This window comes from Heliobacterium mobile (assembly GCF_009720735.1).
In the GTDB taxonomy this organism is placed as follows: Bacteria; Bacillota; Desulfitobacteriia; order Heliobacteriales; family Heliobacteriaceae; genus Heliobacterium; species Heliobacterium mobile.
This window is the reverse complement of sequence record NZ_WNKU01000005.1, coordinates 86690-109632: the sequence shown is the minus strand read 5'-3', so window position 1 is coordinate 109632 and position 22943 is coordinate 86690. Positions and strand designations below refer to the sequence as shown.

The window sequence follows — 22943 nt, the reverse complement described above, 5'->3', positions numbered from 1 at the left end:
CTCTCACTCCTTTGTAGCACTGACCAGAGCAAGGGCATCTGCTTCGGAGTCCGCAATCGAAATGACCTTATTCAACCGCACGATTTCAAAAACCTGACGGATGACATCCCGCAATCCGTATACTGCCAATTGCTTGTCTTCCGCTTTCAGTAGTTTATAGAAGGAGACAAGCGCTCCCAAACCAGAACTGCTGATGAATACAACATGAGAAAAATTCAATACGACAGCATCACACTCTTCGGAAACGGCTCCTGTCAACGCTTTTTTAAAACGTTCCAGGCCCATCCCGTCAATCTCACCTTTTAGGTCAATGATGTTGCACGAGTCGAGTTTACGAGCTTCGAACTCCAACACCCGCGCCAACCCCTTTTCTTTTTGCAAATTCAGAGATATTCATTAAAACTATTACACTTTTTTCTAGCATACCATTAGATTTATTTTCTGACAAGGCCAAGGCCTAGTGTAAACGGTTCCAATCGGACCCGTGCTTCCAGATCCCACGGAATTAAGCTGCCTGCCACAGTCCAGTGACTTTCTCGATAATCGGAAGGTCGAACTCCCCGTTCCAAATGTAAGGGTCGACCCGATGACCCTAGAATTTGCCTCACTAGTTCATCTTCACCGGCGTTGACGATACGAAGCCGGAGCTTTTCGGCACGGTGAGAGATGGGGCAGCAAAAATAGGTTCGACAGACCATGGGGCGATACCGATGGTAACGGCAACGCTGCGATTCATCGTCAAAGAGCCCGCACTGGCCCTGGTCCATCCGGCGCAGGGTCACATCGATGACTCGACCTACTTTTTGGATATCACCGTGCACGTTCAGCGCCTGAAGGATATCTTCACTGCTGAATCCACCGGACCTTTTCGCTTTGTCTGCCAGTTCCGGGATGGTCATAGCCAAGTGAACTGCATCGCCGATGGTCAGGGGGATCCGTTCACTGCAGCAACCGGGACATCCCTCGCAGGATGACCAGCCCGTGAACTCTTGATTCCGGCGCAGGCCGCTCCATTTCGAACGATCAAAAAAGTCTTCCACCGCCAGAAGGTAATCAGCAATCGTAGCATCGGCCAGGTAGGCTACGATGTCATATCCCCAACCGTCGGGAAACTGCCGCGGTTCCAATTGTACTTTTTGCATTATACCGATTCCTCAAAATGGCCCGAATGATGAAGGGCATGTAAGACCCGAGCGATCTCTTTACATAGAGGCGTCAGTTTCAGCCGTTCCGTATCGAGAGGGACAGGCCAACGGTAGAACGCACAAGCCCGGTGAACGGTGACCACATGATCAGGAGCTACTGAGATCTCAAAATTGACTTCGGGAAAGTTTTGGTGATCCACAATTGCCATAATGATGTTTTGTACGGTTCGGGTTAAAAATCCTGCTGACTCGAAATTTTTTGCCGGAAAATAATATTTAATCTCTAATTCCAAGGCATTGCCAAATCCGTCACGTCTCGCAAAGTCCGGCGTCATGGACCGCGAAAATCCCGGTTGGGGGGCCTCCAGCCCATAGACTGAATGGGCCGTCATTACCGCGTCCCAGACAAAGGCGATCTCCGTTTTGATTTCGGAACCGGTGCTAGCTCCGGGAACTTGGCAAAAACAGCGAAACTCCCGCAAGCATGTGCCTGTCTCAATAAAATTCTGTACATCGAAGGGTTCCAAACCAGCTTCATCAAGCGCACTGAGCAGATCGTCCCAGACTTCCTCGTATGTTAACATTCCCTGTCTCCTTGGTATGATTTAAGCGGTACATTCCTCTTCCGGAACATATCGAACCGATGCCCGAGGCGATTCCCAAATCCGAACGGCACCAACCCGGAGATGGGGGTGATTTCCTTGCAACCATGATGCTAGTTCCTCACAGAAGAACCGGGACAAGTTCTCCGCCGTCGGATTCGTCTGTTGGAAGCAGGGATGTTCATTGATCATCCGGTGATCCAACTGTTCACAAATCGCCGTCAGGGCACGTTTTACGTCAACGAAATCGACCAACATCCCCAATTTGTCCAGTTCCCTACCGACAATCGTCACTTCCACTTGCCACGTATGTCCATGAACTTGCGCACATTTTCCGGGGTATTCTCTTAAAAAGTGGGCTGCATCGAAATGGGTCTGAACGATCAGTTCATACATGGGCGATCCACTCCTCGATTTTTTTACACTGATCCGGCGGGAGCGGTGCCCCATCCGGTAAAATCCGTCCTAAACGAGCGTTCCGATTGATGCCATGAAAGTCACTGCCTCCGGTGACCTGTAACTCCAGTTCTCGGGCTAGTCGTACAAACATCTGAATGTCTTCAAAGGAATGTTCCGGATAATAGGCTTCAATTCCCATCAATCCGGCTGCTTTCAACCTGGTTAAGAGATCCTTTAGCTCTCCATAGGTTCGTTCCGCTAGGAAGACAGGGTGTGCGAGCACCGGAACCCCCTGAGCCTGACGAATCAGTTCAAGCCCCTCTTCAGGGAGAAGTCGTTCCTTTTTGACATAGGCCGGTCTACCGCTGGCCAGAAATCGCTCAAAAGCTTCTTCGACAGATGAGACGACTCCTTTTTTGACCAAAAGGCGACCGAAATGGGGTCTTCCAATGACCTGGCTTCCCGCTTCTTGCATCACTTCTTCCATAGTAATCGGAATTCCCAACCGCCGCAAGCGTTGAATAATTTTTGGGTTTCGTTCGCTCCGGTGTTCGAGAAGCTCTTTCAATCCTGCTCGCAATTCAGGATGGTCGATATCCAGATTATAGCCTAAAATGTGCATCTCTCGTTCATTATGATTGACGCTCAATTCCACACCGGCGATGATTCGAACTCCGAATTCTGTTCCAGCTGCTTTCGCTTCCTCTACCCCGTCAGTCGTATCATGATCGGTGAGTGCCATCAAAGTGACACCTTCCCGCTGAGCTCTATGGACAAGTTCCCGCGGTGTGAGAGTACCGTCGGAAGCCGTCGAATGAGTGTGTAGATCGATTCTTTTCACAGAGATGCCCCTTCCTCGTTGATTCTCCGAAACGCTTAGCGCTACATTTATGGTAAATCGAGGTGTCACGACGCCGCTCCACCCAAATCGCTCGCTCCGTCATAACACCTCAGATTTTGACTCAACGTGCAATAGGGTCGACGGAAATAAACGTTTCTACAAGCCGTTAGGGCTTCTGCTAGTAATCCTTGACATCTAATGATTTTGCTAATCGGTACGATAATACCTCTTCACGGAAGGAATAAATATAAACTTGAACGAAAAAACAGAGCCCTCGGTGAGCTCTGTTTTCTTTCTAAGACATTTTACTTTTTTAGATTATTTGAAATAGCGGTCGAGCAAGCCTTTGAGCATTTGAGCATGACGGGCTTCGTCTTTGGAGGACTCATCGAAGAAATCGTGGGCAGCGTCGATATCGTTTTTCTTCGCGTCGGTGGCGGCCATCTTTTTACCTTTGTTGGCGCCGAGTTCTCCGGCCAGCATTTTTTCGATGTTCTCTTTGGTAGATTCGGAAATCATGCCATTCAGTTCAGCGAAATGAGCCGCATGTTCCGCTTCTTCCCAAGCGATCCGCTTCAATACCTCGGCGACTTCAGGATAACCTTGCCGTTGAGCTTGACGAGCCATAGCTAGATAGAGACCTGTTTCTTGCGTTTCACCGCGGAAATTGGCATTTACGGCGTCTTCTACGACAGTGCCTTTTGTGACGCCTAGTTTTACTTCATTGACGATTTCCATATCTGAATTACCTCCAGTTAATAATAACTATTACTGATTTTATGCATTTTTAGTATAGCTATTTAGTTTGGGATTGTCAACCATATTTCAGAATTTTTTTCTTATCGGTGACTCCCTTAAGTATCCTCTGAAAAGGCACAACCTATACGTGAACCGATAAAAAAGACAACTGCCCCGCCGAAATCAGCAGGGCAGTTGGTCCCATAGGTATTCGCTTATAGAGGTTCAAATTCGTCTTTGCTTACCCCGCAGAGAGGGCAAACCCAATCAGCCGGAAGATCCTCAAAAGCGGTTCCAGGAGCGATACCGTGATCGGGATCGCCTTTGGCAGGATCATAAACATAGCCGCAAACAAGACAACCATATTTTTTCATCAGAAAATCACTCCTTTCTTGTGCATCATCATAACAAACAGAAGGAATCTTTGCCAAGTCTCTCGACTATTCTTACGAGGTTTTTTATAATTCTTAACAGCTACAATCATCGTGACTGTCATTTTCCCTCTGTTCGTCTATGAAGACGTCTCCCAGCCTATGGTATGATGAATCCGAGGAGGCTTACCATGACACATCTTACACCGCTTCAACAAGAGATATTCTCAACGATAGAAAAAGAGGGTCCCATTCCCTTTCGGGACTTTATGAACCTGGCTCTCTACCATCATCAATACGGCTACTACACATCGGGTGAACCGCCGATGGGCCCGGCTGGGGACTTTATCACCTCACCCGAGATCAGTCCCCTCTTCGGTCGCTTGATCGCCCGCCAATTGGAAGAGATGTGGGACAAACTTGAACGGCCCGTCCCCTTTCATATTGTGGAATTCGGTCCCGGGCGAGGCATCCTCGCTCAGGCCATCTTGGAATCTATTTCCAGTCGACTCTTAAAGGAGTCTCTCATCTATCATCTGGTAGAAATCAGCCCCGCCCTTCGCCGGCAGCAGGAAGACCGTCTGATCTCCCTCCCCTACTCCATCTACGAAGCACCGTCCCAAGCGATTGCCGGTTCCTACGGCTGGTCTTCTCCGGAAGAACTGCCTACAGGCATCTGCGGCTGTGTACTGACAAACGAGTTTCTTGACGCATTACCGGTACACCGGCTTCAATGGACGGAAGGCCGTTTTGTTGAATTATATGTGACCAACTCCTCCGATGGGGACGAGCCCTTTCAATGGCAAAAAGGCCCCTTATCGGATCCTCGTTTGCTTTCCTGGGTAGACCGCCATATCAGTGGTCAGCATATCGTGCTTGATGAAGGCCAGGTGGTAGATGTAAACATGGCCGCAACAGACTGGCTCTCGTCCGTCGACAGTCTTCTCCGGCAAGGATTCATCCTGACGATCGATTACGGTCATCAGGCACCGGAACTGTACGATAACGTCCGCATGGACGGTACCCTCATGTGTTATCACCAGCATCGGGCTGACCCCGCTCCCCTTTCCAAGGCCGGGGAAAAAGATATGACTGCCCATCTGGATTATACAGCCCTGCAAAGGGTCGGCACCGAACTGGGGTGGCATAATCTCGGGCTGACGAATCAGATGTGGTTCTTGTCCGGTTTGTTGCGCCCTGATGACTTCGCCATGACCTCAGAGATGACCGTACAAGAGTTCCGGCAACGGCAAGCTCTGAAAAAGCTGCTCATGCCCGGCGGAATGGGGGAAATCTTCAAGGTGTTGATCCAGTCCAAAGGTATTTATACTGATTCGCTGCTGGGATTACATCAGCTGCGATTGCGTTAGTCGCTCATAGAATTGAAAAAATTAGGCAAAAATACCAAAGGTACCTTTCTTAGGTCCTTTGGTATTTTCTTTTTCATAGGAGGTGCTTTCGTGAATGTAGGCAAGATCTGGCTCAAATACAAGCCTCAACAGCTTCCCTCATCACGGGCTTCGATTGGAGGGCTTGTCCTTTTAGCCCTGTTGTTGACAGTCTGGTACTTGTTGCCTGGACCGACGGAGGTGGAAACAGTCGCTGTCGATCAAGGCCCGGTGCAGAAAGATCTTTGGATCAGCGGTGAGGTGAAGACGAAGCGGCAGATCACCATCTTTTCCTCACTCCCTGGACCGATTGAGTGGCTCGTCGAGGAGGGACAGCGGGTATCGGCGAACGAAGCCGTCGCACAGGTTGGCGGACAGTCTCTGACGAGTTCGATTGCAGGACAATTGATCGAAAAGAAAGTGGTCAACGGTAGCTGGGTCCCTCCCGGCACCCCTTTGGCAGAGGTGGCAGATCCTTCAGACTTAGTCATTCAAGCCATGGTGGACGAGACCGATGTATTGAAGCTGAGTCAAGGTCAACCTGTGCTGTGGTCCTTGACCGGTTATTCTGGTGAGACCTTCACTGGAAAAGTCCTCAACATATCTCGAATGGTGAGCCGGGACCATGAGGGGAATAAAGGTTTTCGAGTCCTGCTCAGTGTACCGCCACAGGTGAAATTGTATGTGGGTATGACAGCGGAAGGTCGGGTCATCCTGGAGGAGACAGAAGATGCCGTGCGGGTGAGCGTAGACTCGCTCTGGGACACAGGGGGCGATACCTATGTCTATGCTCTCCGAGGCGGACGGGCTGCGGCTGTCAAGGTCGATGTGGGACTGCGCGATGACAACTATGCCCAGGTCTTATCAGGCCTGCAACCAGGCGACCGGGTGATCATCCCCCATGGTGTGCAATTGACATCCGGTCAAAGCGTTCGTTCCAAAACAAGGACGAAAACATGAGCGTACAGAGAAACCTTCTACCACCTGAACCGGTTAAATTGAGCACTTCAAATAGGAGGACTGCCGTGGAGCAACCGCTCATCGACATACAAGGGGTAGGGAAAGATTTTCCCTATGGTTCTCAGATCCTTCGGGTGCTGCAAGGAATCGACTTGCAGGTCCGACCGGGAGAGGCCCTATCCATTATGGGGCCTTCGGGAAGCGGTAAATCGACCTTGATGAACATCATCGGCTGTATGGATCGACCCAGCCGGGGACGATACCGGTTGGCCGATCAAGACGTGGACGAATTAGCTGAGCGGGACTTATGCAAGGTGCGCAACCGAACCATCGGCTTTGTCTTTCAGTCCTTCCATCTACTGCCTCGCTTGACGGCTTGGCGCAATGTAGAAATCCCCATGCTCTATGGCGGTGTCTCTACCGAAGATCGCCGGGAACGGTCCAAAGATCTCTTAGAGCGCGTCGGATTGGGCCACCGTCTTCACCATCGTCCCAATGAACTTTCTGGCGGCGAGCGACAGCGCGTCGGTATCGCCCGGGCATTGGCTCTTGAACCGGCTTTGATTCTCGCCGATGAACCAACAGGCAACCTGGATCAACGCACAGGCAAAGATATTCTTCGCTTATTTTCCACGCTGCACCGAGAGGGGAAAACGATCATTGTGGTGACCCATGACCCTGATGTGGCCCGCTGGGCTGACCGGATCATCACCATAAAGGACGGGAGACTGGTGTGAACCTGCGTGAGTTTATTCTGATGGCCTTCGAGGGCTTGATCGCTCACCGTCTGCGCTCAGCGCTAACGGTGCTTGGCATCGTCATCGGCATTTTTGCTGTAGTTACCCTCATGTCTCTGGGAGATACAGTCCGTCGACAAGTATCTGGGCAAATATCTGAGTTGGGTTCAGGCTTGCTCATGGTCATGCCCGGTCGAGATGACGGAGGACATGGGCCGGGGTTCATCAAAATGAACCTGACATTGCGAGATGCGGAGCGATTAAAGACGATCAACGGCGTCGAAACAGTCAATGCAAATTTAACCATTCCAGCCCGGGCAGAGACAAACCACAATAGTCTCAATGTCACTCTCTACGGCGACACAGCTGATTTCCTGCAGGTGCAAAACTATGAACTGGCCGGGGGACGCTTTTTTCAGTCCAGTGAAGTTATGGCTCACCGACGTGTCGTTCTTTTGGGTGCGAAAACTAAAGCTCAGCTTTTTGGCAACGGCGATGCCGAAGGACATACGATTCGGCTTAACGGGACCACCTTTCAAGTGATTGGCACGTTGAAGGAAAAAGGACGAACCTTGGGCCACGACCGAGATCAAGTCGTCGTGGCACCAGTTACAGTTGTTCAGGATATCTCCGGCTTTCGCAACATTGGTGTCATTTTCGTGCGTGCCGATGAACCTGAGAAAGTATCTCTTATCCGGGAGCGCATTTTATCGGTCCTCGCGAAAACCCATCCCCAAAAGGACATTCAAGTCTTTTCACAAAATGACGCTTTGAAGGTCAGTGAAAAGATCCTGGGAACGTTGACAACCTTTCTCACCTGTATTGCTTCGGTCTCTCTCGCTGTCGGAGGGATCGGTATCATGAACATCATGCTGGTCTCCGTTCGGGAACGAACCCGAGAGATCGGTATCCGCCGGGCCTTAGGAGCAACACCGAATCAGGTGATGGCTCAATTTTTACTGGAGGCACTCTTTTTAGGGGCTATCGGCGGCGTACTTGGTTCCCTGTTCTCTCTCGTCACCATCAACGGCCTCATCTTCTGGGCCGGTTGGAAAACAACCGGCAGTTGGTTTAGCAACATATCTATGGAAGCCTTCCTGCTGGGTATTCTCTGTGCAACCGGTATCGGTTTAATCTTCGGTCTTTATCCTGCCCGACAAGCATCTCGACTGGATCCCATCAGCGCTCTGCGCTACGAATAGGATGAATGTGATGGAATGGATATGCCCCGCTTGCAACGGAATTGCCCGTATCTCCGTCCCCTGTCGACGGTGCAGCACCCTCATGGAAGATCGAGGGCGGCTGGAAGATTTCGCTCAACCCTACAGCCCCTATGATATCGACGACGAACTTGACGGAGACATGAGCCGAGAAGTTCTTCAACAAGCCAGTTCCCATGATTGTGTACACCTATTCGTCTGCCCTCAATGCGGCAGCGACCGGCGCTTGGAAATTCCCCGGCAGTTCATATAATTCCGCATCCTCTGCATACTATCTTCGGAGGTGTGCAGGATGGGCAGAATGTTTCGGGGTCTCTTTGGCTCACTAGGGTTATTGCTCACCGGAGTTGCCCTTGGAATGATCATGGGCGATAAGAGTTTGGACAAGTTTTCACGCCGGCCACAGGGGTTCCGCTTCCGTAAAATCCGCTTCCGCAGAAAACCACAAGCCACCTCATAAGAGGTGGCTTGTGGTTTTAAAGTTCAAACTTGCTTATGTCTTGCCGCATCCGCTCCGCCAGTGCGGCCAGCTTTACCGAGTTTTCCGCGATAGTCTCCACCGTAGCCGACTGTTCTTCGGCAGCTGCAGCCACGTGTTCTGAAGCGGCAGCGGATTCGTCTGTGATGTCAGCCACACTTTTTAGTGAGTCAAGAACGCGGATGGCATTCCCCTTCAGCGTGCCAAATATCTCGCGTATTTTCTGGGAGTCGGCTTCTGTCTGTTCGACTTTGGCAACCATAGTGACTAAAGCACGTTCGCTCTGGTGGATCACTCCGACCTGCCCGTCAACAGCTTCACGGTTCGACTCCATGGCCCGGACCGTCTCTGCCGTTTCAGCAAGGATGTCTTGAATTAACCGGGTGATCTTCTCTGCTGATCCTTTAGACTCTTCGGCTAATTTACGCACTTCCTCTGCCACGACAGCAAATCCCCGGCCCTGCTCTCCGGCTCGGGCTGCCTCGATCGCCGCGTTTAAGGCCAGCAGGTTCGTCTGATTGGAGATGTCGCTGATGATAGTAACAATATCGCTGATTTCTCCCGAACGGACCATCAGTCTTTGGATTGATTGGGTAGCAGCCTCGACAGTCTCTTTTACCCGGCCTAATCCAGTCATAGCCGTGGTCATCACCATTTGGCCTTGATGAGCCGCCTCGGTAGAAGCTAGGGCATTTTCGGCCGTCTTCAACGCTTCTTGTTGCCCCATCTCCACCTGTTCTTCCGTATTCTTCATCATTTTCAAGATTGATGCTACATGTTCCGACTGATAGGCCGCACCATCGGCCACCTCTTTGATCGCTTGCGCCACTTGGTTCGAGGCCTTGTCTGTGTCTTGGGCAGACAGGGACAGTTCCTTCGATAGCCCGGCCACGGAAGCTGATACGTTGGATACACCTTCAATGAGTTCCCTTAGGTTGGCCCGCATTAACTCAAAAGCTTGAGCCAATTGGCCTATTTCATCGTTCCGTCGGACAAGTTCAGGTTCGAGAGGCTGACTTAAAGTCCCGTCAGCTATTTCTTTCGCATTTACAGCCATCATGTCTATCGGTTTGACGATCTGCCGGCGAAGAAGCATGATGACGACGAAAAGCAAGAGAGCGATCACAGCGCCAGCCATTAGGCTAGTCGCTTTTAGTTGGCTGGCCACTCGGCTGTTCGCTTCAGCCACATGACCGATATAGATGACTCCTAAAGGGGTACCGCCGATGTCGGTAAAAGGGGAGAGTACTTGTGACGTTAGCAAATTATTTTTAACTGTCGATTCAAAGACATCTACAGCGGATGGTTCCATGAGTACAGGCATATACCCTTTTAACTTCTCTGGCGCTACTTCTTCCGTCGTAGTTAAACATAGATCTGAACTGGTCAGGAGGACTACATCTTCCTGCAGGGTGGCTTTGATCTCTTCCAAGGCTTTGTTATCGAGGATCCGTCCAAAGATCAGTACGCCTGTCGGCGTCGCCTGACCCTGCTCATCGGTAATTTTCGAGACGGCCACCATCGCTAATCCTTTCGAGGTGAGGACTAGACCGGAAAAACTGGACTCCTTTTTCAGTCTGTCGGAGATCGCCGGAACAGCCATCTTTCTGGAAAATTCTTTTACATCACCGACCTGGCTTAACACGTTTCCTTCGAGATCGGTCGTACAGATAATGTGAAGATTGGAGACCACACCCGTCATGACGTTGATGTTTTCTTCGATCCAGGCAATATCCCTGTCGTCGACGGCTTTATGATTGTCTTCCCAGTAGGCGTTCGGTTTCATCGCGTCCATCAACCGGCTGCCCATTTTATCAATCAGGCTTTTGGCCGCCCGCGTGGAATTGGTGGTTCGTTCTTTTTCGATGCCCAGCATCTCATGGGTCACGTTGGCATAAAGGTACAGACCAATAGTCGCGATGGGTAAGACGAGTACCAATAAAATCAACAGCACCATCTTACGACTTAAAGACCACTTTGAGCCCTGGATCATCGTAGGCCTCCTTGTGATACAAACGTTTATACAAATGTAAAATAATATATTGTTAGTATAATTACTAGCGCAGATCCCTGTAAAGCTATTCCTTATCAAGATATGAAAAATTAATGTAAAAAGAGACAGTCTCGCTGTCTCAAAGCTGCCGTCATGTTCCGCCTCGTTCATTTCATATGACTATCGTTTTGCCTTTCCTTTCGGGGTGGCCTTTGATAGTGGGTTACTTTTTCAAAAATTTAGCGATCCCATCGATGAGCAGATTCTGGGCAGCCGGCATCTTTAAGAGACTGCTGGCCAGGCCCATAATCCCGGATGATCCGCCCGAACCTCCTCCGCCGCCAAGACCGGGCATAAACATGGAAGCTAAGTTCATCATGGCTCCCAGATCTAATCCTCCTGCTCCCGTTCCGGCGGCGTTGGCTTTGGCTGCTTGCGCCTCTTGCTGACGCAACTTCTGCATACGCTTCCAAGCCCATCCGCCCCGCTTCGGCTTTACGCCAAAATAACCCATCGTTCGTACAATGGAATCGATCGCACCATCGGCTTCCTTCATAACAGTCTCCATCTTCTCTACGTTGCCTCTAAGCTTTTGAATCTCACCGCCGACAGCATTCAGATCGAGGCCTTTTGCCATCAAATTTTTAATTAGGGATAAGGAATCGCTGTCACCGGAAGGATCTGAGTCCCCTTCTGCTCCTTTTAATCCGTTAAATAAATTGGCGAGTACGGGAAGAGTCGCGGCAATCGGATCGTCTTCTGCGTTTGATTTGGAACCACTATTTTTCGTTGCTGAAGCTGATTTCTTTGTTCGGATACCTCTTTGCCTGGTCACTGGAGAAGCTTCTTTCTCTTTGTCCTTGTCACTGTTGGAACTATAGGGCCCATCGGAATTGTCCGAACCAGCGGGACTATCGATATCACCTGATTCCTTGTCGTTCGTTCCCTTTTCATCTTCTTGTTCTTTATTTCCAAGGCCAAAGAGGGAAAAGAGTGAACTGAGACTCGAACCTCCCTCTGCTTTCGTTTCCACCGATTCGTTTACGGTGTCATCGTTCTCCTCCAGCGGCCATGGAGGTGTCACAGAAGGCTTTTTTTTCGCCTTTAATGCCTTTACTGACCTTGACGTCTTTTTCCGACCCTTCGGATTTCTTTTCTTTCTGACTTCCCTATTTTCCCTGTGCCGGACCTGTTGGGAAATCCCGCTTTTTTGGTTTCCCACTCGAGCTTTTTGTTTATTTTTTCGGCGCCGCGCGCCTTGTTTCCGTACCATCACTTCACCTCCAGAAGAACGAGACGTTCATAATTTTCCATACAATCTATGACCGACGGAAAATTATGGTGCAAGGTGAAGTCTATCTTTTCCAAGGCTAGACGCTTTCAACTGAAAACGAAATCTGTAAAAGATAAAGGGTCGATTTGCCCTGACTTATGCTCTGGTTATGTAGACGATATGGATTCGCTAATCCCGACAATACCGGACGGGGAGAGCAAGGATGGATTATGGTCTAGAATACTAAAGAGCGTGTCTGAGACATTTCTATCTAAATGTTTCTTTATGGCCATATCTTTTATGATCTCTATGATCTCTTTCGGCTCTAGCTTCTTGCGGTAAGGACGATCGACAGCTAATGCCGCGTAGACATCGGCTACGGCGATAATTCGTGCCTCCAGGGGGATCGCTTCTTTTTGTAATCCTAAAAAATATCCTGTTCCATCAAGCCGTTCATGGTGGGCCGCCGCCCATAGACTTATCCTTTCCAGTTCGGGTATTCGATTGAGGATAAAGTCAGAATAATAAGGGTGGTTTTTGATGATGTTGAATTCTTCTATTGTCAATGTTCCCGGCTTCTCTAAGATGGAATTAGGGATAGCAATTTTCCCTAGGTCGTGAAGCAAACCTGCTAAGTAAATACTGTGCTGCGTTGCTTCATCCATTCCCATCGCTTTGGCGATTTCACGGGCGACTTGTGCCACATCACGGCTATGGTTCGCTGTGTAAGGGGTTTTCTGGTCAATAAAAAGAGCAAAGGCATTACCCATGATGTCAATAGTTTCGCTTACAGAGGGAACAAAATCATTCGGTTGAAAGGGCTCTATCATCCGATCGTGATGCAGCGACATCAAGTCCAGACTAAATCGACGCTCTCGAAATAAACCCTTAAGTGCATCTATGATTTGCGGGTCATAAAGCTTTTCATTTTGCTTCAGTAGGCAGTCTTGAACTTGCTGCCGCCATGACCAGAAATCCCGTCGCTCCCCTCCGGCCTTTTCAGCGGCAATAGCGACGGTTAGAATCCGTGCGGTTAAGGGGATTGTGTCTCCTTGCAAGCCAATGGGCCCACTACCGTCCCATAACTCTCGACTGCGGTGAACTGCTTGATCAGCCTCCAATAGGACAGGTACGAAGCATGATACACCTCTTTCCTCCATCGTGTGACATAGGGGGCAGAGGCCTCTATGTGAAGAAAAAGAGATATCGTGAAGCAATGAGCCATAATAGAGGACGTTGCGATCTTTAAGGGAAATATCAAGGGCACGAGCGATATTCATGGCAATATAGGTCACCGTATAGGCATGTTGCAGCGGTTTTCCTTCGGCCAAATCGATGGCTAAGGCAAATCCTTCAATCAGGTTCGGCAAAAATAACTTTGATGGTATCGTTTCGGCCATGATGCCCTCCAACTATGTGATTTTGTACACATTTTAATTGAAAAGTACTGTCACTTCAATGATGACTAAGGTTTTTCACTAGAAAAGGCCTACATTCGCACCGCGGGGATTATAGGGAATGGGGGAATAAAAAAGCCCCTGTCATGATGACGAGGGGCATGATGATGGGGCTCTCTCTTTAGGGGTGAATGGCTTTTTTGGCGAAACGACCACCCATGACTTCGGCTACGTGTTCCACGGCGACAAAGGCATCGGGATCGATTTCAAGGACAATTTCACGGAGCTTAGCAATTTCCAATCGGGTGACCACACAGTAGAGGATCTCTTTTTCTTCCCCCGTGAAACCTCCTTTTCCAAAGAGGTAGGTAACGCCCCGTCCCAGACGAGCCATAATCGCTTCTGCGATTTCCGTGGGGTTACTAGAGATGATCGTCACTGACTTCGACTCATCAAAGCCTTCTAAGACGATGTCGATCGTCTTAAAGGCGACGAAATAAGCGATCAACGAATACATGGCTTGTTCCCAGCCAAAGACGAAACCAGCACTGCCGAGGATGAACAGGTTGAAAAACATGATGATCTCCCCGACGGAGAAAGCGATCCGCCTCGTCAAAATAATGGCCAGAATCTCTGTGCCGTCGAGGGAACCGCTGTAGCGAAGGATGATCCCCACACCGATGCCGAGAATAATCCCTCCAAAGACGGAAGCGAGTAGCAAATCTTTCGTCAACAGTGGAGTCCCGTGGATAAAGTGGACGAAGAGAGCCAGACAGGCAACGCTGTATAGGGTCGATAAGGTAAAGGTTTTGCCGATCTGTTTATAGGCGATGATCAAAAAAGGAAGATTAAGAGCGAAGATAAACACGCCTAAGGGAACCTTGAAAACCGCCGATAAGATAATCGATATGCCGATGACTCCTCCGTCGATAATCTCGTTGGGGACTAAGAAAATCTCCAGGGCTACCGATACCAGCAAGGCACCGAGAGCGAGGAAGAGGGAACGCTTAATTATTTTCGTCAGAGACTGTTTTTTGTGCTGTGTCGGTGTCATGCTTTATTCCTCCTCTCTGAAAAGCATCGCTCGGTTTCTTTATTAGAGAGGAATTTTTTAATTTCTTCTGGTTTTCAACAAGCCCTTGCCGGGCAACTTTGACAACATGAAAAACCATAACCATTCGATGTAACCACCTTTCGAACATTCAAATACCGCCAAGTGGTTACTTTACTTTTTGTATCTGCTTGTAGTATTTTGGGTCTTAACAAGCTTTTGCGGATGTACCATAGGATAATTCGGTGTATCGTCGATTGCTTCAGGAATAAGCATAGAACTAGTATGGATATAAAATTAAGCAAATCATGCTCGTAAAAGCGTAAGTCAGGAGCGATAGTAAATAAGTCGGCAGGCAACTCTGATCCATGACCGAAGAGCCAATGCGATGATGGTGCAACGGTAACGGCTTGGTCCGCTCTGGAAAGAGTCGCCACTTCACCGCCCCAGATCGGCACGCCGACCATGAAGACGAAGGCGATCAGGAGAGCCAAGCCAAAGAGATACATTTTATATCTATCTTTAGTGATTGTCATGGCCTGCCTCCTCCGCTCTAGCTTTCTAAACGCATATAGTTTATTTTACCACGTTCCTGGTGATAAACAGACGACAAAATTTTTCCTTACAGGAGTGGAGCCTATGTTAACAAATGAAAACATACGCATTCTCGTCGTCGATGACGAACTAAACTTGTTGAAATTGATTCATGCTTATCTTCAGCAAGAAGGGTATCAAGTCAATGAAGCGGCAGACGGCAAGGCGGGTCTACGGGAATTTCATCAGTGGAAGCCCGATTTGATCATCCTGGACCGGATGCTTCCCGATATGAGCGGCGAGGAGATTTGCCGGCAGGTCCGGCGGGAAAGCAATATCCCTATCCTTATGCTCACTGCCAAGGCGGGAGAGCAGCATGTCATCGAAGGCCTTTCCTTAGGTGCCGATGATTATGTGACGAAGCCCTTCAGTCCAAAAGAGGTCGTCGCCCGGGTTCGAGCTCTGCTGCGAAGAAGCCAAAGCCATGGGGCGCCGTTGATGGAAGAAATGGGCTTCGATGCCGATCGTTTGGTGATCAAGGTGACGAAACAGGAGGTGCTGAAGGACAAGGCTATCATTCCCCTGACAGCCATCGAATTCCGCCTGCTTGTCACCTTAGCGAAACATCCCGGTGTCACCTACACCCGGGCTCAACTGATTGAGCAGGCTCTTGGGCACGATTTTGATGGTTACGACCGCACCATTGATGCCCACATCAAGAATTTACGGCAAAAAATCGAAGACCAGCCAAAGCAGCCTCGCTATATCCTGACTGTCTTCGGAACGGGATACAAGTTCGGTGTAGAAAAATGAGACTGCAGACCAAACTAGGGCTCGCCTTTACCGGGGTCGCTGTCGCCGCCATCATCGTGGCCGTTCTCATTTCCAACTGGTCGGTCCAGCGGAACTTTGAACACTACGTACACCAGCGCCATTATGCCTACTACCAGCAGATCGCCAATAATCTGATCGCCGAATATACACAAACAGGAGCTATCTCCAAGGGGTCCTTAACCTTCTATGGCCACCAGGTGATGATGGAAGGTTATCAACTCCGGCTGGAGTCTCCTACAGGCGAGCTGTTTTGGGAAAGCCCTGTTCCCATGTCCCATGGTCAATCCACAGAAAAGACGACCTGGAATTATCACTCCACGTCTCTTTATGCAGGTAACGACTACCTCGGGACACTGTACTTGCTCTATCCGGAGGCGGAACTTACGCTGACCGATCAGGAAATGACCTTTATGGGCCAACTCAATGAAACCTTCTGGCTGGCTACGTCGGCGACAGGTCTGCTCGCCTTTTTCATCAGCATGATCGTCGGACGCTACCTGGTCGTACCCTTGATTCAAATGCGGCAGGTCGCCCTGCAACTGCGCTCTGGAAATCTTTCGTCCCAGGTCACTATCGATCGCAAGGACGAGATCGGCGATTTGGGCCTGGCGATGAACCACCTCGCCGAGTCCCTTCGGCATCAGGAAGCTCTGCGAAAGACCTTAACGGCCGACGTGGCCCATGAGCTTCGCACCCCCATATCGACGCTGCAGGGATACTTAGAAGCGTTCCGTGACGGAGTCTGGTCGCCTACGGCCGATCTGTTAGACGCCTGTTACCAGGAGACACTTCGATTGAAAAATCTCGTCAGCGATCTGGAATCGCTGGCCACGGCAGAGGTAGGTTTGACCTACGATTTTCAGCCCCTCGACTTTGGCCGCCTCGTCAAGGGAATTTGTGAAAGTCTGCGTCCGAAAATAGCCGATAAGGGTTTGCTATTTACCGTAGTAAGTGCAGACAGTTTAATAGTAAACGGTGATGAGCGGCGGCTAACCCAACTGGTCGTAAACTTGATTGAAAATGCCATCAAATATAACCGGCCACGGGGAAGTATTCAAGTGACCTTGAGCCGGGAAGATTCTGCAGAGGGGCTTGGTTTGGCCCGTCTTTCTGTCTCGGATACAGGTACCGGCATCGATCCGGCCGATATCCCCTTTGTATTTGAACGGTTTTACCGGGGGGACAAGTCTAGAACCCGTTTAAAAGGGGGATCCGGTATCGGATTGGCCCTGGTTAAAGCGATCGCTATCGCCCATGGTGGAGATGTCTCCATATCAGACACATCATCGCGAGGAACGACGGTTGTCTTTTCCCTTCCCCTATCTTCATAACTTCTTCAAATCTGTCCGGTAAAATTAGACCATCGCAATCCTGCCGGTGTCTAAATACCGGCGGAGAATAAGAATTGATTACCAATAGGTATAGGGGGCGTCTCATGACTACTCGCGAGGAAAAGAAAGCACAGTTTCAACAAAAATCTTCATCTGGCAAGCTCATCGTTGGCGCTGTGATCGGTATCGTCGCCATCGCTGTGGCTGCCTACGGTTTCTGGAATACCTCTACCAGTTCCAGCAGTCACGACAGCAAGACCAGCTATAACGTAGGAGCTAAAGTCGATTACACCGGGAAGATGATCGCCATGGCGAAACTGCCTCCGGTCAGCGCCAATGACGGTAAAATCGTGGTGCCTCTCGACGAAGTGAAAAGTAAAAGCATGATCCGGACGGAGTTCAAAAGTGGCAACAAGACGATCCCTATCATGGCTTATGTCGCACCGAGCGGACAGGTCGTCGCAGCCGTCAGCATGTGCGAACCTTGTGAAAGCACCACTTTTACGATCAAAGGGAAACAACTGGCCTGCAACGCTTGTGATACCCGCTGGGATCCGGATACGCTGAAAGGACTTTCCGGCGGTTGTCAAACCTACCCGCCTGATCAGCTTTCTTATACTGTCGAAGGAAATAATCTGATCCTTGATGCCCAGACCGTATCAAACTGGAAACCAAGAATCTAGTAGAGGAACAAGGCAGGCATGACCTGCCCTTTTTCATATCCACTCGCACGAGGAGGTCTGGCAGTGACCTTATGGGATATCATCGGCAGCAGCTTAAAGCGACGTTGGAGAAAAGCAATCATTCTAACGGTCGGCCTTTTCTTGGCCACATCTATTTCCGTCGCCCTTTTTTCAGCGTCCAAGGCGATGCGTGAGGAAGTGGCCGACTCCTTCGATCTGATCGGAGCGAACATCAGCATCATCCCGACACAAGAGGAATTATCCCTCAACTACGGCGGCATATCTCTGGCGCCATCCCAAAAGGATACTCTCTTACAGGATGAAGCCCTTCAAAAGATCCGAACCATTGCGAATGCGGAAAGTATCGCCCGGGTAGCGCCAAAGGTCTTGGGCCATATCACCTCCGACGGTCAACCGGTGACTGTGGTCGGTGTTTCTTTCGCCGATGAACTCAAGATGAAGAAGTGGTGGAAAATCACCGGAGATCAGCCCCGTGGAGGTGCCGACATCCTCATCGGTGAAAATTTGGCTGCAGAAAAGGGATGGCACACCGGTCAGTCCATCGATTTGAACGGTAAAACGTTTCGAATTTTCGGACAGTTGGTACCGACAGGGAGTGACGAGGACAACCTGTTGTTTATGGATTGGAAGCAGGCCCAAGATCTATTGCAGATGCAAGGGAAGCTGTCCTTCATCGAAGTGAGCGCCCTCTGCAGCACCTGTCCTATTGATGATATTACTGCCCAGATCGGCACGGTTCTCCCTGGCAGCCAGGTGACCGCCTTAAAGGAAACCCTGGTGGCCCGGGAAGGGATCGTAGACCGTTTTACCACTTTAAGCCTAGTCGTTGGCGCGGTCACGGCTATTGCCGGTATGCTCCTTGTCTTTTTGCTGGTATCGTCCACGATAAGAGAACGGACAAAGGAGTTAGGCATTCTTCGTTCTATTGGTTTTCGCAAAAGTCATTTGATGCAAATGCTCTTAAGCGAGGTCGCCTTGCTCACGATTCCGGCAGGAGCGGCAGGATATCTGGCTGGCCTCTCCTTGTCTCGCTGGGCAGCGCCCATCATCGTTCAGATGGATGTGACGGTCCCTTGGAACGGCAAGGAAGCCCTCCTATCGGTCGGCATCACGGTTCTCCTGGGCTTGACCGCTTCTCTCGTACCCGCTTGGCGCGGCGCAAGCAAAGATCCAGTCGAAGCGATGCGAATGTTGTAAGGGCTTTTCGTCAAGGGAGAGAGGAATTACCGTGAGTGTGTTATTGAAAACGGATCAAATCAGTAAAGGTTACGGCCTCGGCGAAAATCGGGTGACGGCCTTGCAGGAGATCAATTTGTCCGTCCTAGAGGGATCTTTTCTCGCCTTGGTCGGACCATCCGGCTCTGGCAAGAGTACCTTATTGACCCTTTTGGGCGGTCTAAATCGACCAGACAAAGGTACCCTGTGGATCGACGATATCGATGTGTATGGCCTTTCCGGTGAAAAGATGGCCGATTTTCGCCGGGAATACATTGGCTTTGTCTTTCAGCAGTTTCACCTCATGCCCTACCTGACCGCTTTGGAAAATGTGATGCTTCCCCTGGCCGTCAAGAAAATGGCGGTTCAGGAACAGCGGCAAAGGGCCATCGCATTGTTGGAGCGAGTCGGCCTTGCCGGAAAAGAGCATCGTCTTCCCCATCAGCTTTCCGGCGGTGAACAGGAACGGGTGGCCATCGCCCGGGCTATCGTAAACAAACCTCCGCTCATCCTCGCTGACGAACCGACAGGGGCTTTGGATAGTCAAATGGGCGAACAAATCATGGAACTTTTTCAAGAACTACACCGAGATGGGCTGACCATCATCATGGTCACTCATAACCTCGATTACTTGCGCTACGTGTCTCAGGCAGCCTATCTAAAAGACGGTCGCTTGCAGAAGGTGGAGGAGATAAGCTGATGACGATTGTTCGTCTGATTTTCCTCTCCATCGTCCGACGAGGCGGAAAAGCACTCCCCATCCTGCTCGGGTTTATTCTCTGCTGGACCACCTTTTTCTCTTTAGTCACCTTATCGGATAGTGCGACCGAAGCTGCCGCATCTACAGCCGCCCGTTCGGGACAGCCCCTTTTCATCACTCCAAAGCGGGAGCAGGTGTCCTTCTCCTTTGCTGGTGTCACGATCGCTCCTGATATTGCGGTAAAGGAAACCTATCTGTCGGCGGACATCGTCGAAAAAATGCAAGCGACAGGAGCGGTCCTCCCTAAATTAGTGACTACCGGACAGGTGGCGGGGAAAAAAGTGCTTTTAACAGGCGCTCGCCTGGACGACGAAATGAAGTATAAAGCGACATGGAACTTGAATGGCACTCTTCCCCAACCGGGCGACTTCCTAGCTGGATCGAAGGCCGCAGAAATCCTCGGACTAAAGCCCGGCAAAAGCCTTGCCCTAAAACTTCCTTCCGGTACAATCCTTGCGGGCACAGTTTCAACAACGCTGCAGGAGACCGGCGGGCCGGAAGACCAACTGTTGTTTATCGATTTGCAGCGGCTGCAAGAGGCACTCGGGAAAGAAGATGTACTCACCTTCATCGAGGTCCCACCGGGTCAAACAGAGATGAATAACGTACAGACGATTCAAGAGTTGCTCGGACCGACCGTTACCGTCAGCAAGGCTACCGATGCCCAGTCGTCCCGTTTGGAGTTGGCCGGGAGCCTGCGCCGCTTCACCTTTTTGGTGGGTTTGATGGTGATGACGATTTCCGCACTGCTGCTCTTTGTGACCACTGCCAACTCTGTGGCAGAACGAAAGTCCGAAATGGGGATTTACCATGTGCTCGGCTTTTCTCAGAGGTCGGTAAAAAGAATCGTTTTAGGGGAAGGTATGGTTCTCGCCGGAATCGGGGCATTAGTTGGCGCTCTCTTTGGGTTCGGTCTGGCCTTTTTCTTATTGCCCTGGGTTGGTAGTGAAGATCTTTCCCTATCTTTTCCGGTGTCATCTGTCCTTTTCGGAGTCACAGCAGCTATGTTGCTGGCTCTCGTCTCCGGCCTCTGGCCTGCCTCCCGGGCTTCGAACCTCGATCCGGTAGAGGCTTTTCGGCAGGTATAATAGGGCTAAATAGAAAGGACTATCGGCTTCGCAAGCGACACTAAGAATCATGGTGAAGTAAAGCGAAAACTCAGTACTACGTGATATGACGGCGCGAAAAAAAGCCCTTGCCGGACCTGCTCTAAAGTCCGCACAAGGGCTTTTTCTTTTGGTAGAATTACTATTGATTAAGTGTTGTTTTACTGTTGAATCTGAATTCCCAGCAGTGTCCGGGTGATCTTTCCCTCATCGATCAATTTGTTGACCGCTTCGTCCAGTTGAGCCATTTGTCCTGCCGAAATCAGGCTGCCGCCAAACATTTGCACGATGATTTGATCCATCGTCGTCTCTCTTTGCTCTTGAATGATCTGGTATACCTGTTCTTTCAGAGTTCCCAAGGTTCTCATCCTTTCTCCGTAACAAGCAATCGTTGAACATTTCACAAACGGCGTGCTGCTCTGTCACCCTTCAAGGCAAACCAGGATGTAGTGAACTTAAAACAAGTTAATAATAACACAACCACAATCGTCACGATAGATAACCAGTTGAACTGACTTCTGCTTTTGAACCTGGCACATGTCGACAACTCAAACTCACCTTCGACGCAGAGACACCATACCTTGATATAGAGGAAACGGAATCGACGAAAGATGTGATGTTATGGAATTGACGATGAGTCGAGACTTTCGCACTCTCTCGGGTCTTCTTTTAACCTTAGTCGTTCTAGCCGCCTTTCTTCCCGGTATCCTGTCCATCGGCAGGAGAAAAAGCGGTAGAAAAAAATATAAACATAGCTATTCAGCACGCATGAACCAGCTTATCTCCCTGGCGCTTTTGATCATCATCATCGCCGTACTGGGCAACAGTCAGTATGCCCGAGAATAATAAAACACCTCTTCTACCATCTCTTAAAAACGGTAAAAGAGGTGTTTTTCTTTATGTCCTTCAACGCTGTCACCTCATGCATCTTCTTTAGATACAAGTAAGCCGACCAAAAAATCCGTAACCAGGCAGACCAGGGTGAGCAATAAGAGAATTTTCATAGAGGCCCCTTCGGCAGGATAAAAGCAATCAATGGGTTCACCTCCCATCCTTGCGGATGAATCGGCTTCACCCTATGCTGCAACCTATGTGAATGTGATATTCGTTGCTTGAATGCAAATTCCTGCTTAGGAAAGAAAAAGAAAAGAATAAAACCCCTTGCCATGCAAGGGGAGCCTAATTAGAGCATTTTCTTGATTTGATCGAGTGCTTTTTTGTCCTTATCGGACACTTTTTGTGTTTTCATCAATTGATCCAACATACCCTTGATCTGTTTGCTCTGCTCAGGTCCTAAATGTTTGGCAAACTGCCCGACCAGTTGCACTGCTTGGGACCGATCAGCATCGCTAAGACCTTGCCGTTTCTTGATCTTATCCATAAAACCCTTAACCTGCTTTTCCTGGTCCGCACCGATGGGAAGATTTAAATTCCCCTGATTCATGAATTGGTTAAGAACTTCTTTTAAGTTGTTCAAATCCATACTCACGCTGCCTCCCGATAATAAGAAATTGGCTGTTGCCTAAATTATCTTATTAAACGGATTGGCTTAGGGTTACGGTTTATGGAAATGTTTTCAAACAATAAAAAAAGCACCCGGCCGAAGAGCCGAGTTCGCCATATTTAAGAAAAGAGCGGGTGGATCCACCAGGCTCTGAATCCTCTATCAGTCTGTCCAATCGATAGAAAGATGAAACATGGACATGTCATGGTTTTTTAGGCCAGTAACGATGGCCGAGATAAAAAGTGATCATCATGACGGGAATGTGCAAACACCACCAACCGGCCCGTAGAAATTCAAAAATGGTGCCGTCGAGCGGATTTCCCACCGTCCTCTCCCCCTCACATAACCCCCCTCGTTTCCAC

At 49.8% G+C, this 22943-nt stretch carries 28 protein-coding genes; 13 read left to right on the top strand and 15 right to left on the bottom strand.

All coding sequences use genetic code 11. The features are described 5' to 3' along the window. Positions 1-3: 3 nt before the first annotated feature. The 7 genes from GJ688_RS06555 to rd form a co-directional block, all read right to left on the bottom strand. Positions 4-354 carry an STAS domain-containing protein gene (locus tag GJ688_RS06555; RefSeq protein WP_170291742.1) on the bottom strand — a complete coding sequence of 117 codons (351 nt, stop codon included), beginning with the start codon at positions 352-354 and terminating at the stop codon, positions 4-6. Between the two features lie 80 nt (positions 355-434). Next, positions 435-1142 carry a YkgJ family cysteine cluster protein gene (locus GJ688_RS06550; protein ID WP_155475747.1) on the bottom strand — a complete coding sequence of 236 codons (708 nt, stop codon included), beginning with the start codon at positions 1140-1142 and terminating at the stop codon, positions 435-437. Continuing rightward, positions 1142-1729, bottom strand: coding sequence for a hypothetical protein (locus GJ688_RS06545; RefSeq protein ID WP_155475746.1), 588 nt, complete (start codon positions 1727-1729; stop codon positions 1142-1144). The genes GJ688_RS06550 and GJ688_RS06545 overlap by 1 nt, the downstream gene beginning before the upstream one ends. 21 nt (positions 1730-1750) lie before the next feature. Continuing rightward, positions 1751-2143 (bottom strand): 6-carboxytetrahydropterin synthase QueD, encoded by a 393-nt coding sequence (queD, locus tag GJ688_RS06540; protein ID WP_155475745.1) that lies wholly within the window; start codon positions 2141-2143, stop codon positions 1751-1753. After that, entirely contained in the window at positions 2136-2987 is an 852-nt protein-coding gene (locus tag GJ688_RS06535; protein WP_155475744.1) for a PHP domain-containing protein, read from the bottom strand. The genes queD and GJ688_RS06535 overlap by 8 nt, the downstream gene beginning before the upstream one ends. Before the next feature lie 318 nt (positions 2988-3305). After that, positions 3306-3725 carry a ferritin-like domain-containing protein gene (locus GJ688_RS06530; protein ID WP_155475743.1) on the bottom strand — a complete coding sequence of 140 codons (420 nt, stop codon included), beginning with the start codon at positions 3723-3725 and terminating at the stop codon, positions 3306-3308. A 215-nt stretch (positions 3726-3940) separates the two neighbouring features. Next, positions 3941-4099, bottom strand: coding sequence for a rubredoxin (gene rd, locus GJ688_RS06525; RefSeq protein ID WP_155475811.1), 159 nt, complete (start codon positions 4097-4099; stop codon positions 3941-3943). 188 nt (positions 4100-4287) lie between these two features. Here rd and GJ688_RS06520 point away from each other — a divergent pair, with 188 nt between their 5' ends. The 6 genes from GJ688_RS06520 (at position 4288) to GJ688_RS06495 (ending at position 8861) form a co-directional block, all read left to right on the top strand. Further along, positions 4288-5466 (top strand): class I SAM-dependent methyltransferase, encoded by a 1179-nt coding sequence (locus GJ688_RS06520; RefSeq protein ID WP_170291741.1) that lies wholly within the window; start codon positions 4288-4290, stop codon positions 5464-5466. A gap of 90 nt (positions 5467-5556) precedes the next feature. Continuing rightward, positions 5557-6444 (top strand): efflux RND transporter periplasmic adaptor subunit, encoded by an 888-nt coding sequence (locus GJ688_RS06515; protein WP_170291740.1) that lies wholly within the window; start codon positions 5557-5559, stop codon positions 6442-6444. A gap of 65 nt (positions 6445-6509) precedes the next feature. After that, positions 6510-7181, top strand: coding sequence for an ABC transporter ATP-binding protein (locus GJ688_RS06510; protein ID WP_328597326.1), 672 nt, complete (start codon positions 6510-6512; stop codon positions 7179-7181). Next, entirely contained in the window at positions 7178-8383 is a 1206-nt protein-coding gene (locus GJ688_RS06505; RefSeq protein ID WP_155475739.1) for an ABC transporter permease, read from the top strand. The genes GJ688_RS06510 and GJ688_RS06505 overlap by 4 nt, the downstream gene beginning before the upstream one ends. A 10-nt stretch (positions 8384-8393) precedes the next feature. Next, positions 8394-8654, top strand: a complete 261-nt coding sequence (locus GJ688_RS06500; protein ID WP_207708767.1) for a hypothetical protein — start codon at positions 8394-8396, stop codon at positions 8652-8654. Between the two features lie 39 nt (positions 8655-8693). Further along, positions 8694-8861 carry a hypothetical protein gene (locus GJ688_RS06495; protein WP_155475737.1) on the top strand — a complete coding sequence of 56 codons (168 nt, stop codon included), beginning with the start codon at positions 8694-8696 and terminating at the stop codon, positions 8859-8861. A 16-nt stretch (positions 8862-8877) separates the two neighbouring features. On the opposite strand, the gene GJ688_RS06490 is transcribed toward GJ688_RS06495, so the two are convergent. The 5 genes from GJ688_RS06490 to GJ688_RS06470 form a co-directional block, all read right to left on the bottom strand. After that, a complete protein-coding gene (locus GJ688_RS06490; protein ID WP_170291739.1) occupies positions 8878-10872 on the bottom strand; it encodes a methyl-accepting chemotaxis protein in 1995 nt (664 codons plus the stop codon). Positions 10873-11095: 223 nt separating this feature from the next. Beyond that, entirely contained in the window at positions 11096-12145 is a 1050-nt protein-coding gene (locus GJ688_RS06485) for a hypothetical protein (protein ID WP_170291738.1), read from the bottom strand. 167 nt (positions 12146-12312) lie between these two features. Further along, on the bottom strand, positions 12313-13545 hold the full coding sequence (locus tag GJ688_RS06480) for an HD-GYP domain-containing protein (RefSeq protein WP_155475734.1): 1233 nt from the start codon (positions 13543-13545) through the stop codon (positions 12313-12315). A 178-nt stretch (positions 13546-13723) separates the two neighbouring features. Then, positions 13724-14596 (bottom strand): YitT family protein, encoded by an 873-nt coding sequence (locus tag GJ688_RS06475; protein ID WP_155475733.1) that lies wholly within the window; start codon positions 14594-14596, stop codon positions 13724-13726. 74 nt (positions 14597-14670) lie between these two features. Beyond that, entirely contained in the window at positions 14671-15129 is a 459-nt protein-coding gene (locus tag GJ688_RS06470; RefSeq protein ID WP_155475732.1) for a hypothetical protein, read from the bottom strand. 103 nt (positions 15130-15232) lie between these two features. Here GJ688_RS06470 and GJ688_RS06465 point away from each other — a divergent pair, with 103 nt between their 5' ends. The 6 genes from GJ688_RS06465 (at position 15233) to GJ688_RS06440 (ending at position 21059) form a co-directional block, all read left to right on the top strand. Next, on the top strand, positions 15233-15940 hold the full coding sequence (locus GJ688_RS06465) for a response regulator transcription factor (protein WP_155475731.1): 708 nt from the start codon (positions 15233-15235) through the stop codon (positions 15938-15940). Next, positions 15937-17292, top strand: a complete 1356-nt coding sequence (locus GJ688_RS06460) for a sensor histidine kinase (protein ID WP_155475730.1) — start codon at positions 15937-15939, stop codon at positions 17290-17292. The genes GJ688_RS06465 and GJ688_RS06460 overlap by 4 nt, the downstream gene beginning before the upstream one ends. Positions 17293-17396: 104 nt before the next feature. Continuing rightward, positions 17397-17975 carry a DUF2318 domain-containing protein gene (locus tag GJ688_RS06455; protein ID WP_155475729.1) on the top strand — a complete coding sequence of 193 codons (579 nt, stop codon included), beginning with the start codon at positions 17397-17399 and terminating at the stop codon, positions 17973-17975. Between the two features lie 63 nt (positions 17976-18038). Continuing rightward, complete coding sequence (locus GJ688_RS06450; protein ID WP_170291737.1) at positions 18039-19193, top strand: ABC transporter permease; 1155 nt, start codon at positions 18039-18041, stop codon at positions 19191-19193. 31 nt (positions 19194-19224) lie between these two features. Further along, complete coding sequence (locus GJ688_RS06445; RefSeq protein ID WP_328597325.1) at positions 19225-19911, top strand: ABC transporter ATP-binding protein; 687 nt, start codon at positions 19225-19227, stop codon at positions 19909-19911. Further along, positions 19911-21059, top strand: coding sequence for an ABC transporter permease (locus GJ688_RS06440; protein WP_155475727.1), 1149 nt, complete (start codon positions 19911-19913; stop codon positions 21057-21059). The genes GJ688_RS06445 and GJ688_RS06440 overlap by 1 nt, the downstream gene beginning before the upstream one ends. Positions 21060-21238: 179 nt before the next feature. Here GJ688_RS06440 and GJ688_RS06435 read toward each other — a convergent pair whose 3' ends face one another. Continuing rightward, positions 21239-21436 carry a hypothetical protein gene (locus GJ688_RS06435; protein WP_155475726.1) on the bottom strand — a complete coding sequence of 66 codons (198 nt, stop codon included), beginning with the start codon at positions 21434-21436 and terminating at the stop codon, positions 21239-21241. Positions 21437-21698: 262 nt separating this feature from the next. Here GJ688_RS06435 and GJ688_RS06430 point away from each other — a divergent pair, with 262 nt between their 5' ends. Next, entirely contained in the window at positions 21699-21923 is a 225-nt protein-coding gene (locus GJ688_RS06430; RefSeq protein WP_155475725.1) for a hypothetical protein, read from the top strand. 337 nt (positions 21924-22260) lie between these two features. Here the strand turns inward: GJ688_RS06430 and GJ688_RS06425 are convergent, their stop codons facing one another. After that, a complete protein-coding gene (locus GJ688_RS06425; protein WP_155475724.1) occupies positions 22261-22560 on the bottom strand; it encodes a hypothetical protein in 300 nt (99 codons plus the stop codon). Between the two features lie 223 nt (positions 22561-22783). Continuing rightward, positions 22784-22906: a hypothetical protein gene (locus tag GJ688_RS20975; RefSeq protein WP_268892036.1), complete on the bottom strand. Its 123-nt coding sequence runs from the start codon at positions 22904-22906 to the stop codon at positions 22784-22786. Between the last annotated feature and the right edge of the window lie 37 nt (positions 22907-22943).